13 protein-coding genes are annotated in these 14,258 nt (G+C 68.2%); 5 read left to right on the top strand and 8 right to left on the bottom strand.

Annotated elements, in window-relative coordinates; genetic code table 11:
* Positions 1–76 precede the first annotated feature (76 nt).
* Positions 77–1,426, bottom strand: a complete 1,350-nt coding sequence (locus ACFW3F_RS07055) for a DUF3068 domain-containing protein (RefSeq protein ID WP_388055687.1) — start codon at positions 1,424–1,426, stop codon at positions 77–79.
* A 157-nt stretch (positions 1,427–1,583) separates the two neighbouring features.
* Positions 1,584–2,504, bottom strand: coding sequence for an alpha/beta hydrolase (locus ACFW3F_RS07060; protein WP_388055689.1), 921 nt, complete (start codon positions 2,502–2,504; stop codon positions 1,584–1,586).
* A gap of 91 nt (positions 2,505–2,595) precedes the next feature.
* Here ACFW3F_RS07060 and ACFW3F_RS07065 point away from each other — a divergent pair, with 91 nt between their 5' ends.
* Positions 2,596–3,147: a TetR/AcrR family transcriptional regulator gene (locus ACFW3F_RS07065; RefSeq protein ID WP_388055690.1), complete on the top strand. Its 552-nt coding sequence runs from the start codon at positions 2,596–2,598 to the stop codon at positions 3,145–3,147.
* Positions 3,148–3,211: 64 nt separating this feature from the next.
* Here ACFW3F_RS07065 and ACFW3F_RS07070 read toward each other — a convergent pair whose 3' ends face one another.
* A complete protein-coding gene (locus ACFW3F_RS07070; protein WP_388055692.1) occupies positions 3,212–4,588 on the bottom strand; it encodes an ABC1 kinase family protein in 1,377 nt (458 codons plus the stop codon).
* Positions 4,589–4,810: 222 nt separating this feature from the next.
* On the opposite strand from ACFW3F_RS07070, the gene ACFW3F_RS07075 reads away from it, so the two are divergent.
* From ACFW3F_RS07075 to ACFW3F_RS07085, 3 genes are all read left to right on the top strand, one after another.
* Complete coding sequence (locus ACFW3F_RS07075) at positions 4,811–5,854, top strand: NAD(P)-dependent alcohol dehydrogenase (RefSeq protein WP_388055694.1); 1,044 nt, start codon at positions 4,811–4,813, stop codon at positions 5,852–5,854.
* 136 nt (positions 5,855–5,990) lie between these two features.
* Positions 5,991–6,200 carry a hypothetical protein gene (locus ACFW3F_RS07080; RefSeq protein WP_388055695.1) on the top strand — a complete coding sequence of 70 codons (210 nt, stop codon included), beginning with the start codon at positions 5,991–5,993 and terminating at the stop codon, positions 6,198–6,200.
* A 17-nt stretch (positions 6,201–6,217) separates the two neighbouring features.
* On the top strand, positions 6,218–7,342 hold the full coding sequence (locus ACFW3F_RS07085; protein WP_388055696.1) for a hypothetical protein: 1,125 nt from the start codon (positions 6,218–6,220) through the stop codon (positions 7,340–7,342).
* 46 nt (positions 7,343–7,388) lie between these two features.
* On the opposite strand, the gene ACFW3F_RS07090 is transcribed toward ACFW3F_RS07085, so the two are convergent.
* From ACFW3F_RS07090 to ACFW3F_RS07100, 3 genes are read right to left on the bottom strand one after another with little or no spacing between them, the layout of a single operon-like run.
* Positions 7,389–7,994 carry a flavodoxin family protein gene (locus ACFW3F_RS07090; protein ID WP_388055698.1) on the bottom strand — a complete coding sequence of 202 codons (606 nt, stop codon included), beginning with the start codon at positions 7,992–7,994 and terminating at the stop codon, positions 7,389–7,391.
* A 37-nt stretch (positions 7,995–8,031) separates the two neighbouring features.
* Positions 8,032–8,466: an SRPBCC family protein gene (locus ACFW3F_RS07095; RefSeq protein WP_388055700.1), complete on the bottom strand. Its 435-nt coding sequence runs from the start codon at positions 8,464–8,466 to the stop codon at positions 8,032–8,034.
* A 15-nt stretch (positions 8,467–8,481) separates the two neighbouring features.
* On the bottom strand, positions 8,482–10,125 hold the full coding sequence (locus ACFW3F_RS07100; protein ID WP_388055702.1) for a phytoene desaturase family protein: 1,644 nt from the start codon (positions 10,123–10,125) through the stop codon (positions 8,482–8,484).
* 232 nt (positions 10,126–10,357) lie between these two features.
* Here ACFW3F_RS07100 and ACFW3F_RS07105 point away from each other — a divergent pair, with 232 nt between their 5' ends.
* Positions 10,358–11,209 (top strand): SDR family NAD(P)-dependent oxidoreductase, encoded by an 852-nt coding sequence (locus ACFW3F_RS07105; RefSeq protein WP_388055993.1) that lies wholly within the window; start codon positions 10,358–10,360, stop codon positions 11,207–11,209.
* A 1-nt stretch (position 11,210) separates the two neighbouring features.
* On the opposite strand, the gene ACFW3F_RS07110 is transcribed toward ACFW3F_RS07105, so the two are convergent.
* Positions 11,211–12,596, bottom strand: coding sequence for a hypothetical protein (locus ACFW3F_RS07110; protein WP_388055704.1), 1,386 nt, complete (start codon positions 12,594–12,596; stop codon positions 11,211–11,213).
* A 78-nt stretch (positions 12,597–12,674) separates the two neighbouring features.
* Positions 12,675–14,201, bottom strand: coding sequence for an FAD-dependent oxidoreductase (locus tag ACFW3F_RS07115; RefSeq protein ID WP_388055706.1), 1,527 nt, complete (start codon positions 14,199–14,201; stop codon positions 12,675–12,677).
* Positions 14,202–14,258 lie beyond the last annotated feature (57 nt).

Here is a 14,258-nt window from a genome sequence, read left to right on the forward strand (position 1 = left end):
CTCCTCCGCCCCAAGCACGGCGGGCGAATCGGGTGTATCCCGGTGGCGCCCGCGGTGGTCGCTCTGCTGCCGTTCCCTACTCGGGCGGGGGCTGCTTGCGGAAGGTGCGAGTGGCCGAGTCGTCGGGTGGCGTGTCGCCGACCTTGGGGATCTGCTCGGTCGGCCGCTCCCAGGGATTGGCTCCCGCCGGTGCTGCTCCGGCCGGCGGGGCATCACGCTTGATCAGCGTGGTGTCGCGCTCGTCTGCGGGCGGGGTCGTGGGCGGCGGGGTGTCGTCCACCCGGGTGTCGTCACGGCGTCCGCGGAAGAACAGCAGCGCGGCGGCGATCAGCAGGATCACACCGACGACGGCGAGGATGATCGGCGCCCACACGCCGCCGACCTTCAGCTGGTCGACGTAGCCGCTGGCCTTCGTCGTCTGGTTGGAGACGGTCTCGTCGGTCCATTTGAACGTGCCCTTCAGAGCGTCCATCCGGAACTCGCGCACAGCTTCCGGGGTGGCATCGCTCTGGTCGGGGGACTTGAAGTACTGGTGCTGGTCCTCGCGGCCGTCGACGATGGTTCCGGTCTCCGGCTCCACCCAGACGTGGCGGGTCGCGGCGGCGTAGCGGTGCATGGTGATCGGGTCGTTGGCCCGCACCCCGCGTCCGGTGATGCCCCACCAGCGGGCGGGCATCGTCAGCATCGTGCCGAGTGCCGCCTCGCCCTGCGCGTTCGGGAGGTTGGAGATATCGGTCTCCGGGACGTCACACACGAAGTGGTACGTGTTCACCCCGTCGATCGTCTCCTCGCCCTCGAACTTCGCCGCGCAGTCCTGGCGGGTGTTGAGGTCGTAATACGGGTAGTCGCGCTGCTGCACGTCGAACCCGAACTTGTACTGGTAGCCGGTGCGGTTGTCGATGGCGACCGACACGTCGTTGACGTTTCCGCCTTCGGGGACCGCCTCGAGTTGCAGCGAGCTGACCGCGCCGTTGGGTGCCGACGTCTTGCGATTCACCGACACGCGGTCGATGGTCGCGGTCAGTAGGCCGTCCTCGCAGGTTCGCGTCTCGCCCGCGGCGGCGACCGACGGTTCGGTCTCGGTACCCTCGGCATCACGCAGTCGCTCGATGAGGACGGTCTGCGCGGACTGCAGGCTCGCCTGCCGGCTGTCGGACGGTTCGGTGATGATCGAGCGCCGCTGCTGGGTGAGCGATGCGTCGAGCGTTCTTGCCCGATCCTCGGACACCGAGCAGCGATCGAAGATCACCGCCGGGAAGCGCTCACCGGTCGAACCATCCTCGGCGACGGTGGTGGCGTCGGAGGTGATGTCCAGATCGAGCGGAACCACCTTCAGCTGGGGCACGAGATAGAGCGGTATGGCGATGGCCGCCGCGATGCACGCAGCGCCGAAGAAGGCCAGCACTGCCGGCACAAAACGTCTCATGTGTGACTCCTGGAATCAGTGATCGCTCCCACCCTAGCGGTCGCATCGTCCGCAGTAGGCCACAGTGGGGGTCCGACATGCCGGGATCGCCGGCGACGGGGCGACGCAGCCCGGGCGCCTCAGCGGTTGTTGCCGAAGGCAGGCACGGGGGTGAAGGTCATCGCGGGGCGAGTGCCGTGGCGAGGAAGTCGAGTTGATCGCCGACGACCTGAGGGAACAGTGGCTCGAGGTAGGGTTCGAAGTGGCCACCCGGGTAGGTCTTGAACCGGCCGGAGGGGATACGGTCGGCCACTTTTCGCGCCGCATCGGCGGGCGCGATGGCATCGTCATCTGCCACCTGGATGAGCGTGGGACAAGTGATCCGGCCTGCGCGTCTACCCGGCGAGTAGAGCCCGATTCGCAGGAGCACACGCGCGGCAACCGTCTCGGGGTGCTCACCACGTGTGAGACCTGCGGCAGCAGTCATGCGTTCGAGCGCCGGGTCGGCGTCCTCGGTGGTCATCGCAGCCACACTGCCTGGCCGTCCGACAGAGTCGACATAACGAGGCGCGGCGTCACGCAGACCGCGCCAGGTGTCCTGCAGTGCGACCGGCGCGACTCGCAGCGATTGCCTGAGTCCGGTCGCGCGAACCGCCGCGGGACCGCTGACATGCGGCACCTGGGCGACGACGGCAGAGAAGTCCACGCCCTCGGCTGCGAGCGTCAGTACGTGACCGCCTGCGAACGATGTGCCCCAACCGATGACGGTCGTCGAGTCCACATCGTCCAGCGTGCGAGCCCATCGAATCGCGGCCCGCCAGTCATCGAGTTGAGAGGGGATGTCGAGCAACTGACGAGGTGTGCCGTCACTGTCGCCGAAGTAGCGGTAGTCGAACAACACCACCACGTAGCCCGCCGCGGCGAACCGCTCCGCATACGCCGGCAAGCGCAGTAACCGCACGCTGCCGAAGCCGTGAGCCATCACGATGACCGGCGCCGGGCCCGACTGCCGGGCCGGGCGATAGACATCGGCCGCGCAACGCACGCCGTGTGAGTGAAAGCTCGTGAACTCGCGACTGTAGGCATCGTTCGTGGTCATCGATGGTGCTCCCCTGCCCGTACCGTTCGTCTTGAATGCGCCTCAAGAAATCTAGCGCGCTCTGGAACGCCGATCAAGATAGGGTCGGTCCATGCCGCGTAACCGTCGTCTGCGCGATCGCGACGAGAAGCGAGCCGAGATCGTGGCAGCGGCGAGGCAGTTGTTCGTCGAGCGCGGCTTCGACGCTGTTCCCATCTCTCGCGTCGCGACCGACGCCGGGGTCACCGCCAACACGATCTACTGGTACTTCGCCGACAAAGACGAGTTGCTCGTCGCAGTGCTAGAGGCCGTGTTGGCCGACTCGCTCCAGCGGTATGCAGAACTGGCCGAACCGGATCTGACCGGGCGTGTGCTGTGGATCGTCAGTGAACTCCGAAGCCTGCGAACCCTGGTCGACACCGTCCACAGCAGGCGGCTGACCTCAGAGGCAGTCGACAACTGGCACAACGGATTTCACGCTGTCGCCGACGAGATGACCCGTGCGTCGCTACCGGCAGACCTCCCAACCGATCAACTCGACGCGACCTGCCACATCGTCACCTTCGTGATCGAGGGCATACTCACCCACCCGGCCGACGCCGCGACAACACGCACCATCGTCGAGACACTCGTCCGGTCGATCATCGCGGGCGGTCAGGGCTGAGCGGCCAGCACCCGCTCCTCGTTGCCCAGGCCTGTACTGGTGCGGTGAGATCCGGACTGCGGTATCAGCCCAGCCGGGCGCGGTCGGCTTTCCGGTCTCGCTCGGCCTCTTTCAGGATGCCGGCCATGTATCCGTAGATCTCCTTGTCGGACATGGCTTTCCAGCGAGGAGCCAACAGCTTGGTGTACTTCTCCACGTACAGCAGCTGTTTTCCGACGAGGACGAGCTCGCGGGGCAGTCGCGCATCGTGGGCCTTGGCGACGGCGGCGAGTTGCCGTCCGAGGTCGGTGTAGGACATCGAGCCGAGGTCGGTGGTCGACAGCGGAGTCGTCACCTTCTTGATGTCCTCGGCACCCTGAGACGTCGAACCCGGCTTGTGAACGGCACCGAGGAGGAAGATGGCCCGCCCGGCCGACTCGTAGTCCCCGCGCACCACGAGGTCGACGACGAGCTGGCGGAGGATACGCCGGGTGCGCGGCGTGAACCGGCCGACGATGCCGAAGTCGAGGAGGACCAGCTTGCCGGCGTCGTCGACGAGGACGTTCCCGGCGTGCAGGTCGCCGTGGAACAGCCCGCCGTGAAAGGCCGATTCGAGCAGGGACAGCAGCAGGTTGCGGCAGAGAGCGACACCGTCATGACCTGCGGCGCGGACGGCCGCGGCGTCGTCGATGCGGGTTGCGTGGATTCGCTCCATGGTCAGCACGCGCTGCGTCGTGAACTCGTCGTACACGCGCGGGACACGAACACGGTCGCCGAACGGTCCCGGCTGCAGGCACTCGAACCACTCACGCATGGTGTCGGCTTCGATGCGGAAGTCGAGCTCCGCGTCGAGTCCGGCGGCGAAGTCCTCCACGACGTGGCGGGCGCTGAGCATCCGTCCGTACTCGGAAATCTCCACGAGGCCGGCGACGCGTTCGAGAATCGCCACATCGGGTGCCAGCCGATCGGCGATACCCGGTCGCTGGATCTTCACCACGACCTCTTCGCCGGTGGGCAGCGTCGCCGTGTGCACCTGCGCGATCGACGCGGAGGCGATCGGCACCGGATCGAAGGTCGCGAACACCTCTTCGGGTGCCCGACCGAGTTCGGCGATGAACTGCTCGCGCATGAGTGCCGGGTCGGCGGGTTTGACGCGGTCGAGGAGGGACTCGAACTCCGCGGACATGGCATCGGAGAAGACGCCGGGGCTCGAGGCGATGAGCTGGCCGAGCTTCACATAGGTCGGTCCGAGGTGTTCGAAGGTCGTGCGGATCTCGTGGGCGATCCGCGCAGAACCCGGCGCCCGGCCCCGGAGGGCGTCGCCTGCCGTGTGGAGGACGAACCGACCGACGCCCGCAACCGCGTGAGCGGTGGTCGTCCCGAATCGCGTGAGCTCGGCGATCGGGGACACCGGGTGCAACTGCGTGCGCTGACCGTCGTCGACTGAGCTGTTGATCGTCACCGTCGGCCATTGTAACGATCATCGACGATGGATCCAGTGCCGGCGGCGCCACGGTGGAGTCGCATCTGTCGCGCCCGCGACGTGCCGTTATGGCGACGAAGCTGCGTGGGCGGGCACACTGGCAACTGTCGGACACATGCACCAGCCCGCATCTGTCCGCGTCGTCTGTGGTCTCGCACCACCACATCTGCCAGCCACCCAACGTGCACCGAGGAGTCCAGCATGCCCACCACGGTCAACGCCTATATCGCGTCGGCGGCCGATCGCCCGCTCGAACCGACCACCATCGAACGGCGTGATCTCGGTCCGAACGACGTGTCGATCGACATCGCGTTCGCCGGGATCTGCCATTCCGACATCCACACCGCGCGCGATGAGTGGGGCGGCACCAAGTTCCCCGTGGTGCCCGGCCATGAGATCGCCGGGACGGTCGCGGCCGTCGGAGACTCCGTGACGCGGTACGCCGTCGGCGACCGCGTGGGCGTGGGTTGCCTGGTCGATTCGTGCCGCGAGTGCGAACCGTGTCGACTCGGCGAGGAGCAGTACTGCGAGCGGGGCGGTGTCGGGACCTACAACGCGGTCGGTCGCGACGGACAGCCCACCCACGGCGGTTACAGCACGTCGATCGTGGTCGACGAGAACTTCGTGTGCGGCATCCCCGAAGGCATCGGCTTGGACGAGGCGGCCCCGCTGCTCTGCGCGGGGATCACGCTGTACTCGCCGCTGCGGCACTGGGGCGCCGGGCCGGGGAAGAAGGTGGCCATCGTCGGTCTCGGCGGGCTCGGACACGTGGGGGTCAAGATCGCGCACGCCCTCGGGGCCGAGGTGACGGTCCTGTCGCAGTCCCTGAAGAAGATGGAGGACGGATTGCGGCTCGGCGCCGACCACTATCACGCGACCGGCGACCCGCAGACCTTCCGTGAACTGCGCAACTCCTTCGACCTGATCCTCAACACCGTGTCGGCGAACCTTCCGATGCAGAAGTACCTCGGCATGCTCGCGCTCGACGGCACCCTGGTCGAACTCGGCCTCCCCGAACACCCGATCGAGGTCCCGGCGGGTGCGCTGATCGGAAAGCGGCGCAGCTTCGCCGGTTCGATGATCGGCGGCATCGCACAGACCCAGGAGATGCTCGACTTCTGTGCCGAGCACGGCATCGGAGCCGAGATCGAGGTGATCTCCGCGGACCGGATCAACGAGGCCTACGACCGCGTCGTGGCCTCGGATGTGCGCTACCGCTTCGTGATCGACACGTCGACGCTGTAGGCCCGGTCATGGGTGTCGCGTGATGCCGGCGGGTGATGTGCGCCGGGCCGGGGTTTGCCCGTCGGAGTGATCGGGAAACCGTACGTCCGTCAGAGGTACCAGCGAGAAACACCCAACCGGAGGGTCGACGAACCTGATGACCGAAGAACTCCCCATGGAACCGGCCGAGACCGGTACCCCCGACGCCACGCCTGACGACGCTCGACGCAAGGTCGACGAACTCGAGGCGCGAACCGTCGACGAGCCCGATTCCGACGAGCAGGTGGACCCCTCCGCTGCCACCGCGCGCAGCGACGAGGACGATCCCGGTTCGCCCGCCGCCGGGGCGTCCGAGCCGCCGGACTGAGGCGCCCGGGGCCGGACATGTCCGATGACACGCCCGTGACCGACCAGGGCGGCGACGCAGGGCGCGCGGGGGCGCTCCGCATCGTCGCCGAACACGGACTCCCCGCCACCCTGATCCATCGCGGCGAGGACCGGATTCAGCACATCGCCGACGAGTTGTCGCTGGAGTACCGCGGCCACACCGTCACGCGGGACACCACGTTGCAGATGACGCCGCGCGGTGATCTCGAGACCGTGTGGGGTACCGACGACACGGCCGGCGAGGTGATCGTGTTCGTCACCGAGATGCCGCGGCTGTACAAGCCGAGGGCCGGAGACGGGAAAGACCGCACTCCCCGCAACCTGGTGGTGCTTGCCGAGCTCGATCGCGCGCGAGGCGCGGCGGTGATCTCGCTTCCCGCGCTCGGCCCCGCGCCCCGGCGAGCGCTGCGAACCCTGATCGAGTCCGTTGCCGGGGCGGTGGTGGGCGACAGCTCGATGCGGGACTTCGAGCGGCAGCGGGGCATCGTCGTGGTCAGTGACGGCGATACCGAATACGTTCTCGTCGAGGGCTATTCACGACGGTTGAAGCTGATGGCCGGAATGGTTCGCGGCAACCGGCCGTGGCGGTTGATCCCGACCCTGACCGGTATGACGGCCGCAGCCGCGGCCGCGGCGTCGTTCGGCATCTTCTTCTCCACGATCTGGTCCATGGCGAACGCACTGAGTGCGTGGCGCCTCGCCGCGATCACCGTGCTGTCGCTGGTGCTCGCCTCCGTGTGGCTCATCACCAACAACAGGTTGTGGGAACGCACGGCCGTCACCGTGAAACCGCGCGCCCGCCTTTACAACATGGCCACGGCCTGCACGGTCGTGTTCAGCGCGGTGGTGCTCTATGCCGGGTTGTTCGTGGCCACGCTGGCCGCGGCGCTCATCGTCATCGAGGAGGGCTTCCTGGCCACGCAGCTGGGATATCCTGTCGGCCTGCGTAATTACGTGTACCTGGCCTGGCTGGCGACGTCGATGGGGATCTTTGCCGGGGCCCTCGGGTCCAGCGCCGACAGCTACGACGATGTCCTGCGGGCCACCTACGGTTATCGGGAGCGATTGCGGCGCCAGGCATCCGAGGATGCGGGCCACCTGTCCGGGACGGAGTCACACTGACAAACGCCTCGAAACGCCTCGAAAGGCCTCGAAGAATGTCGAGGGGTCACTCGTACGCCGGGAAGCTGTTCTGTGACAGCAACTTCGCAAGGTGCGCGGCGTTGCGGGCGGCGGCATGTGTCGCGGAATCGACAGGGTCCGGGACCGAGTCGAGGTCCTTGTAGTCTCGACCGCCCATCGCTTCGTCGTTCCAGTAGGTGCTGCCCTGTCCGGGGATCGTGAACCCGATGTCGTCGAGCGCGCCGAAGACGTCGGCGATGATCTTGTGCGCGCCGTCCTCGTTGCCGACGACGCCACACATCGCGACCTTGCCGAGCATGTTCGGACGGCCGGCGTCGTCGGTCTCGGAGATCTCGGCGTCGAGGCGCTCGAGAACGCGCTGGGCCACGCTGGACATGTGGCCGAGCCACGTCGGGGTCGTGATCACCAGGATGTCGGCGGCGGCCACGCGTTCGAAGATGGCGGGCCAGTCGTCGTCCTCACCCATGTCCCGCTCGACGCCGGGTTTCAGGTTGTGGTCCACGGCCCGGATGATGTCGCCCCGTACGCCCTGCTCGCCGAGGGCGTGCAGGATGTGCTGGGCGATGAGGTCACTGCTCGATTCGGCGGGTGACGGTTTGAGGGTGCAGGTGATCGCGAGTGCTGTGGTCATACCGGTTCGCGTACCCGACCCGGTGATGAGCCAATCGTCAGGCCGCGTGGTTCTCGGCCAGCATCGCGAGGCGCTTGAGGCACTCGTTCAGTCGCGGTGACATCGCGGTTTCCTGGATCATCGGCGGAATCCACCGCAGGGGGACGGTCTCCACGAACTCCTCCATGCCGATCAGAGAGCCGTCACCGTCCTTCTCGATGGTCATCCTGATCCGGGCGCGTCCGAAAGGCCATCCGGCTGCCGACAACTCGAGGAGTCCCGCCTTCGACTCCACGGATTCCGTCTCGTCGTTGAGCAGGACAGGCCACACTCCCACCGAATGATGGATCTTCGATCCCGTCTGTGGCCATGAGTGGTCGACGTCGCGGATGCGGGCTGCCCCGACGACCCACGACGCGTACAGCCAGCCGTTGGACAGCACCGACCAGACCTGCGCCGGTGTTGCACTCGTATGTCGTTCGACTCGGTTCATGGTCCGATCTCCGTTTCAGTGCTTGTCGGTTGCCGTCAGACGACGGATGACCTTGCGGTCGAACACTCTCCGGGGGAGCCCGCGGATGCCGTCCGACGCGAGGGCGGCGCGTGCGGCGTTGTTGCCACAGGCACCGTGGACTCCGCCACCCGGGTGCGCGCCCGACCCGGCGAGGTAGAGCCGGTCCACCGGTGTCGACGCACCCCCGAGGTTCGGCGTCGGACGAAAGATCAGCTGCTGGAACAGCTGTGCCGTTCCACCGTTGACCGTGCCGTGCACGAGGTTGGCGTCGGAGGCCTGGAGGTCGCGAGGGGTCTGGACGTGCCGTCCCACGATGAGGTCGGTGACGCCGGGCGCATGCTCCTCGAGTACTGCGTCCATGCGCCGGGCGAGCAGCTGCGCCGCCTCGTCGTCGGTCACGCCGCGCGGGAGATGGCTGTAGGACCAGGCGCTCTCGGTACCGGCGGGAGACCTGCTGGGGTCGGCGGTGGTCATCTGCCCGAACAACAGGAAGGGGTGCTCGGGGACGCGACCGGTTTCGATGTCGGCGGTCGAGTAGGCGATGTTGCGCGCGTCCGCGCCGAGATGCACCGTACCTGCACCGCTGAGATTGCCACTCCGCCAGGGGATCTTCTCCCCGAACGCGTAATTGACCTTGACCACGGGCGTGTCCCAGGTGAAGGTGCGCAGATCCTCGAGGACGTGAGCGGGCACGTCGTCGGCGGAGAGCAGTTCGGTGTAGAGCGCGGGCGCTGACACGTCGGCGAGGACCGCTCGTCTCGCCGGCCATCGGCGGCCGGTGCTGTCCACGACCCCGGTGGCCCGTCCGCCTCGGACCTCGATGCCGGTGACCCGGGTGTCGCACACGACGGTCACCCCAGCGCTCTCAGCGCGTCGTCGCAGCGCAGCCGACAGTTCTCCGGCCCCGCCGACAGGCACCGGGTAGCCGGTGTCCTGCCCGAGCATGGTCAGTAGATATCCCATCAGGCCACTGCCGGGAGCGTGGAGTGGGATGTCGGCGTGCAGGGCGTTGCCGAGGATCAGCAGACCGGCTTTCTCGCTGTGGAAGAGTTCTCGCACCATCTGATCCGCGGGCAGGATCAAGAACCGGGCCAGGCGCAGGGCGTCGGCCGTGCCGAGTGACCGCAGCACCGACAGTAGCGCGCGGACCGGCGGAAACGGACCGAACAGGGTGTTGAGGATCGCCGGCCGCAGCTGCTGCCACTGCTCCACCAGGTCGAGCCACGCGCGCCGATCGCGCTCGTCGAAGGTCGCCAGGTGGTCGGCGGTGTCGGCGGCGTCCGGGAACACGACCGGTGCATCGACGTCGTCGGGACCGGCGGGGTGGCCGAAGGCCAGAGGTGCACGGCTCCACCGCAGGCCGTGTGCGGCGAGATCGAGGTCGGCGAAGACCGGGGACGCCACCGCGAGCGGATAGAACGCGCTGAACAGGTCGGTCATGTATCCGGGGGTGAGTTCCGCGCTGCGGACGGCGCCGCCGACCTCGGGTTGCGATTCGAGGAGCGTGACGTCCCACCCGGCGTCGGCGAGGCGGATCGCGGCGATGAGGCCGTTGTGACCAGCCCCGATGACAACTGCGTCCGACACACTCAACGGTCGGCTCCTCTCGTTCGCGCCACGTCCGCCACCCACTTCCATTCGGTGCGCGGAGTACCCGCAGCTGATGACCGTAAACGCGCGCAGACGCGCTGGTTGCCACGCGTGGTGATCATCGGCGATGTGTAGCGCCCCGGCAAGGGGGTAGTCCGCTCGGGTGACGAACTCGTCTGAACTCCGGTCGCAACGCCCGCACCTGACGTTTCCCCCTGAGCGACTCTGGCATCCGCAGGTCTCCGACCATCGGCTTCGTCGTCGATGTGCCGGTCGGCCGGTGGTGATCACCGGTGCCGGTGCGGGGATGGGCCGGGCGCTGGCGCGACGGTTCGCTCACGCGGGTGTCGAGCTGTATCTGAGCGATGTCGACATGACGGCCATCGAGGAGACGGTGGTGTTGTGCGACAACGGCACCGGGGTGCATCTCGACGAGGTCGATGTGTCCGACGCCGACGCGATGACCGCGCATGCCGACGCCGTCGTCGCCGAATCCGGTTCGCCCGCCATGGTGTTCAACAACGCCGGGATCACGATGGTGGCCGGCGTTCTCGAGGAGGACGACGATTACGCGCGCCGGATCATGGCGGTGAACCTGGGTGGTGTCGTGAACGGCACCGTGGCGTTCCTCCCGCATCTGGAGGCGGCCGGGAGCGGCTCCATCGTGAACACCTCGAGTGCATTCGGATTCCTCGGTTCGCCCGCCCAGTCGGCATATTCGGCGTCGAAGTTCGCTGCGCGCGGCTACTCCGAGACCGTTCAACAACAACTGCGTGCCGCCGGTTCCGGGGTCCGCGTGCACGTTGTGCACCCGGGCGCCGTGCACACCGAGATCGCCGCTCGCGCAGTGTATGTGACACCGGGGGTGCGGGATTTCGTGACGCGTGGCTTCAACCATCGCCTGCCGGGCACCAGACCGGCCGCGGCGGCCGCGGCCATCCTGCACGGCGTGCTCGCCGGGCGGGACCGCATCCCCGTCGGACTCGATGCGCGCGCCATCGATGTGGGCGTCCGAGTACTGGCCGGCGCGGTGCAGCGTCCGGTGGCGACGCTGACGCGGCCGGTGTTCCGGCGGATTCTGGGGGAAGGCGCTCTCGCGGGGCCGTCGCGAGCAGCCGCCGCCGGGGCGTGACTCACCAGATGCGGGCCGGCAGACCCCAATCGGACAGCTCGGCGGCGAGTAACTTCTCGAGAGTCTCCCCGTCGACGAAACGGGTCTCGTCGAAGCCCGCCACGGTGAACGTCGCATCCGTACCAGTGCGGGTGAGCCATGCCTGGACGCCGTCGCCATATCGGTGACGGGCGTTCGGGTCGACGCCTTGGGCGACCCCCCGGACGGTGACGTCGCTCGCGACGACGCCTCCGATCACCAGCAGTTCAGGAGGTAGGACGCCGACGTTGGAGGCCACCGCGTCGGGGTACGCGGAGTCCGACGCGCCGAGTCCCGCGAGCCGGTGGGGCGGCACCAGCCAGGCCAGCGGGCGTAAATGCGCTGCCGCTGCTCGTCTCCCGATTGCCAACTCCTCGAAGGCGTTCCGACTGGCCTCGCGGATCGGCCGGAGGTCTGACGCGGGCGACGGCACCGGGGTGAGATATAGCGTGACGCCGGCGACGGCGTTGCCGCGCTCGTCGTCGTCGCCGGTTCGATCCGAGACCGGGAGACCGACCTTGACGGTGTTCTCCGGTGCGGTGTACCCGCCTGCCCGCAGGAGTCCCGTGACGACCGCGACGAACAGTGAGTTGGCAGTGCCGCCATGGCGGGACGCGACGGCGTCCCACGCCTCGGCCGTGACCGTGGCCGTCGCCCAGACCGGTGTTGCCGCGGGCGCGCGCTCGGCGAGCGGTGGGCGAGCCGGACGTGGATCGACCGCGGTGGCCCCGGCGTCGCGCCGAACGCGCCGGCCGATGACTCGGGAGACCCCGCGTGCTGCCGCGGCCACCTGGCGTGCGGAGTCGAGAAGGTCCGCCTGCAGCGGCGCGACGGGTGGCGTCGAGAGCGCGGGCACGGCCCGACGGCCGGTTCCACTGACCGCGAGTGCCTCGACGACCGCCTTGATCCGTGCCGAACCGTCCGCCACCAGATGCAGAGTGCACAGTGACAGCACGGTGCCTCCCGACGCGGTCGACGCCGCTCGGAGGCGCCAACACCGGCCCGCCTCGGGGTCGAGGTCGACCTCGCGCAGTTCCTCGACCGCCCAGCTCGATACCTGCTCGTCGTCGATCCGCACCTCGTCGACCGCGAGCGGAACGGGCTGGGATGCGCGTACCCAGTACGGACGTGCGCCGGGTACCCGCGAGTCCACCAGACGCCGATGCAGACGCCCCAGTGCGAGAGCGTCATTGAACTGACGAAGCGCAGGATCGCCGATCCCGACGGGGAACACCCACACCATCTGCTGCACGACCGACCAACCCAGGGCGCGGTGCAGGAGCCAGAAGGGCGCGTCTTCCTCGGTGAGGCGGACGAGGTCGGGCAGCGGACGGGGCGTCGGAGCCGCGGAGGCGGGGTCGGGGTGCATGCCCCGATGTTCTCAGGCGGTCGCCGTCGGCGGGGAGGGCGGTGCTCCACGGAGCCCCGCACGCCCGCCGACTTGCGCTCAGTCGTTGTGGGAAGGCAGTTTTCGCGTGGCCGGACCTTCGAGGACCTCGCCGGTGTGACTGAACCGAGAGCCGTGTAGCGGGCAGTCCCAGGACTGTTCGGCGTCGTTCCACCGCAAGACCCCGTAGAGGTGGGTGCACAGGGGAGCGACCGAACGTGTCTGCCCCGCCACCGTGCATACGCCCTCGGGCGTCACACCGGAACGCCCGACGTTGCCGTCGCCTTCCTTCGGCGCGCTGTCGGTAGGTTTCAGCAGCGAGAGATACCCGGCCGCCATGTATCCCGCGACCTGCGCGTTTGCCGACACCGCCGAGATCAGTGAGCCGGGGCGGGTGATCTCGGTCGTGCGCCAGGGCCGCAGAGTCCTCGACCAGGCCGGCTCGGACCCCAGGATCCGTCCGGTCATCGCCAGCGCCGCTGCGACGCCGTTGGTCAGACCCCACTTGGCGAAGCCGGTTGCCACCTGCACGGAGTCCACACCGGGGAGAATCGGTCCGACATAAGGCAATTCGTCGATGGTCGTGTAGTCCTGCGCAGACCAGCGAGCCACCATCCGGGCGGTGGGAAAATTCTTCTCGGTCCAGTGCAGCATGTCCATGACGTGCTGTCGCTCGGACTTCGTCCGTCCCACCTCGTGCCCGAATCCGCCGACCAACAGCAGCTCTCGGTCGTAGTCGGGTCGCGAGACCGTCCGCAGGGACACCGATGGGTTGTCCGAGCCGAGGTACATCTCGCGGGGGATGTCGCCGTCGACGGTGAACGCGGCGGCGTAGGACCGCTGCGGGTGCATCCGGGCGAAGAAGCCGCCGCGGTCCAGGAAGGGTTGTCCGGTCGCGATGATCACCGAGTCGGCACGCACGTCGCCCGCGTCGGTCGAGAGGACGTTCGGTGAACCGTGCCGCAGGCCCTGGACGCGGACGCCCTCGTAGAAGTGCCCGCCGTGCGCGCGCAGGTCGTCGGCGAGCGCCCGCAGCACGACCATCGGGTCGATCTGCGCCTGGCCGTCGAGACGGATCGCGGTGCGAACGTCGAAGGGCAACTCGGGACAGTCGACGTGCTCGACCGGGATGCCGTGGGCGCGGCAGGCCTCGAACTCCTTCTCGACCGACTTCGCCCCCGATGCGGTGGCCGCAAAGGTGAGGGCCGCCCGCTCCTCGGCGGGTGATCCGCGATGTTCGAGGTAGTGACGCAGCCAGGCCTGACCTTCGCGATTGGCCTCCACGTAGTCCTGAACGGCCGCGTGCCCGTGGCGGCTCGCGATCGATGACAGTCGGGTGCCCTGGAGCAGGGAGAGTTTGCCGGTGGTGTGGCCGGTCGCCGCGGCGCCCATGTGGCGCGCCTCGAGAACCGCGACCGACTGACCTGCGCGAGCCAGGAGCAGCCCCGCCGTCAGGCCGGTGATACCCCCGCCGACGACGATCTGGTCGAAGGTGTCGACGACGTCTATCGGCATCGTCTCCGGACGGACGTCGGGCAGGGCGTCGGGGGCTGCCGCGCCCGCGGGGTCGAACCAGAGAGTTTTCATGGTGCTCGGGGTTGCCCCAGCCGGAGGCGATCAAACATCCGATCGCAGGCGAGCGAG

This window comes from Gordonia sp. NPDC058843, from assembly GCF_042743165.1.
Classification (GTDB): Bacteria; Actinomycetota; Actinomycetes; order Mycobacteriales; family Mycobacteriaceae; genus Gordonia.

Excerpts from the sequence above, each read along its gene's own strand:
- ACFW3F_RS07055 (WP_388055687.1), bottom strand. The coding sequence starts at position 1,426 with ATGAGACGTTTTGTGCCGGCAGTGCTGGCCTTCTTCGGCGCTGCGTGC.
- ACFW3F_RS07060 (WP_388055689.1), bottom strand. The coding sequence starts at position 2,504 with ATGACCACGAACGATGCCTACAGTCGCGAGTTCACGAGCTTTCACTCA.
- ACFW3F_RS07065 (WP_388055690.1), top strand. The coding sequence starts at position 2,596 with ATGCCGCGTAACCGTCGTCTGCGCGATCGCGACGAGAAGCGAGCCGAG.
- ACFW3F_RS07075 (WP_388055694.1), top strand. The coding sequence starts at position 4,811 with ATGCCCACCACGGTCAACGCCTATATCGCGTCGGCGGCCGATCGCCCG.
- ACFW3F_RS07080 (WP_388055695.1), top strand. The coding sequence starts at position 5,991 with ATGACCGAAGAACTCCCCATGGAACCGGCCGAGACCGGTACCCCCGAC.
- ACFW3F_RS07085 (WP_388055696.1), top strand. The coding sequence starts at position 6,218 with ATGTCCGATGACACGCCCGTGACCGACCAGGGCGGCGACGCAGGGCGC.
- ACFW3F_RS07090 (WP_388055698.1), bottom strand. The coding sequence starts at position 7,994 with ATGACCACAGCACTCGCGATCACCTGCACCCTCAAACCGTCACCCGCC.
- ACFW3F_RS07095 (WP_388055700.1), bottom strand. The coding sequence starts at position 8,466 with ATGAACCGAGTCGAACGACATACGAGTGCAACACCGGCGCAGGTCTGG.
- ACFW3F_RS07100 (WP_388055702.1), bottom strand. The coding sequence starts at position 10,125 with ATGGAAGTGGGTGGCGGACGTGGCGCGAACGAGAGGAGCCGACCGTTG.
- ACFW3F_RS07110 (WP_388055704.1), bottom strand. The coding sequence starts at position 12,596 with ATGCACCCCGACCCCGCCTCCGCGGCTCCGACGCCCCGTCCGCTGCCC.
- ACFW3F_RS07115 (WP_388055706.1), bottom strand. The coding sequence starts at position 14,201 with ATGAAAACTCTCTGGTTCGACCCCGCGGGCGCGGCAGCCCCCGACGCC.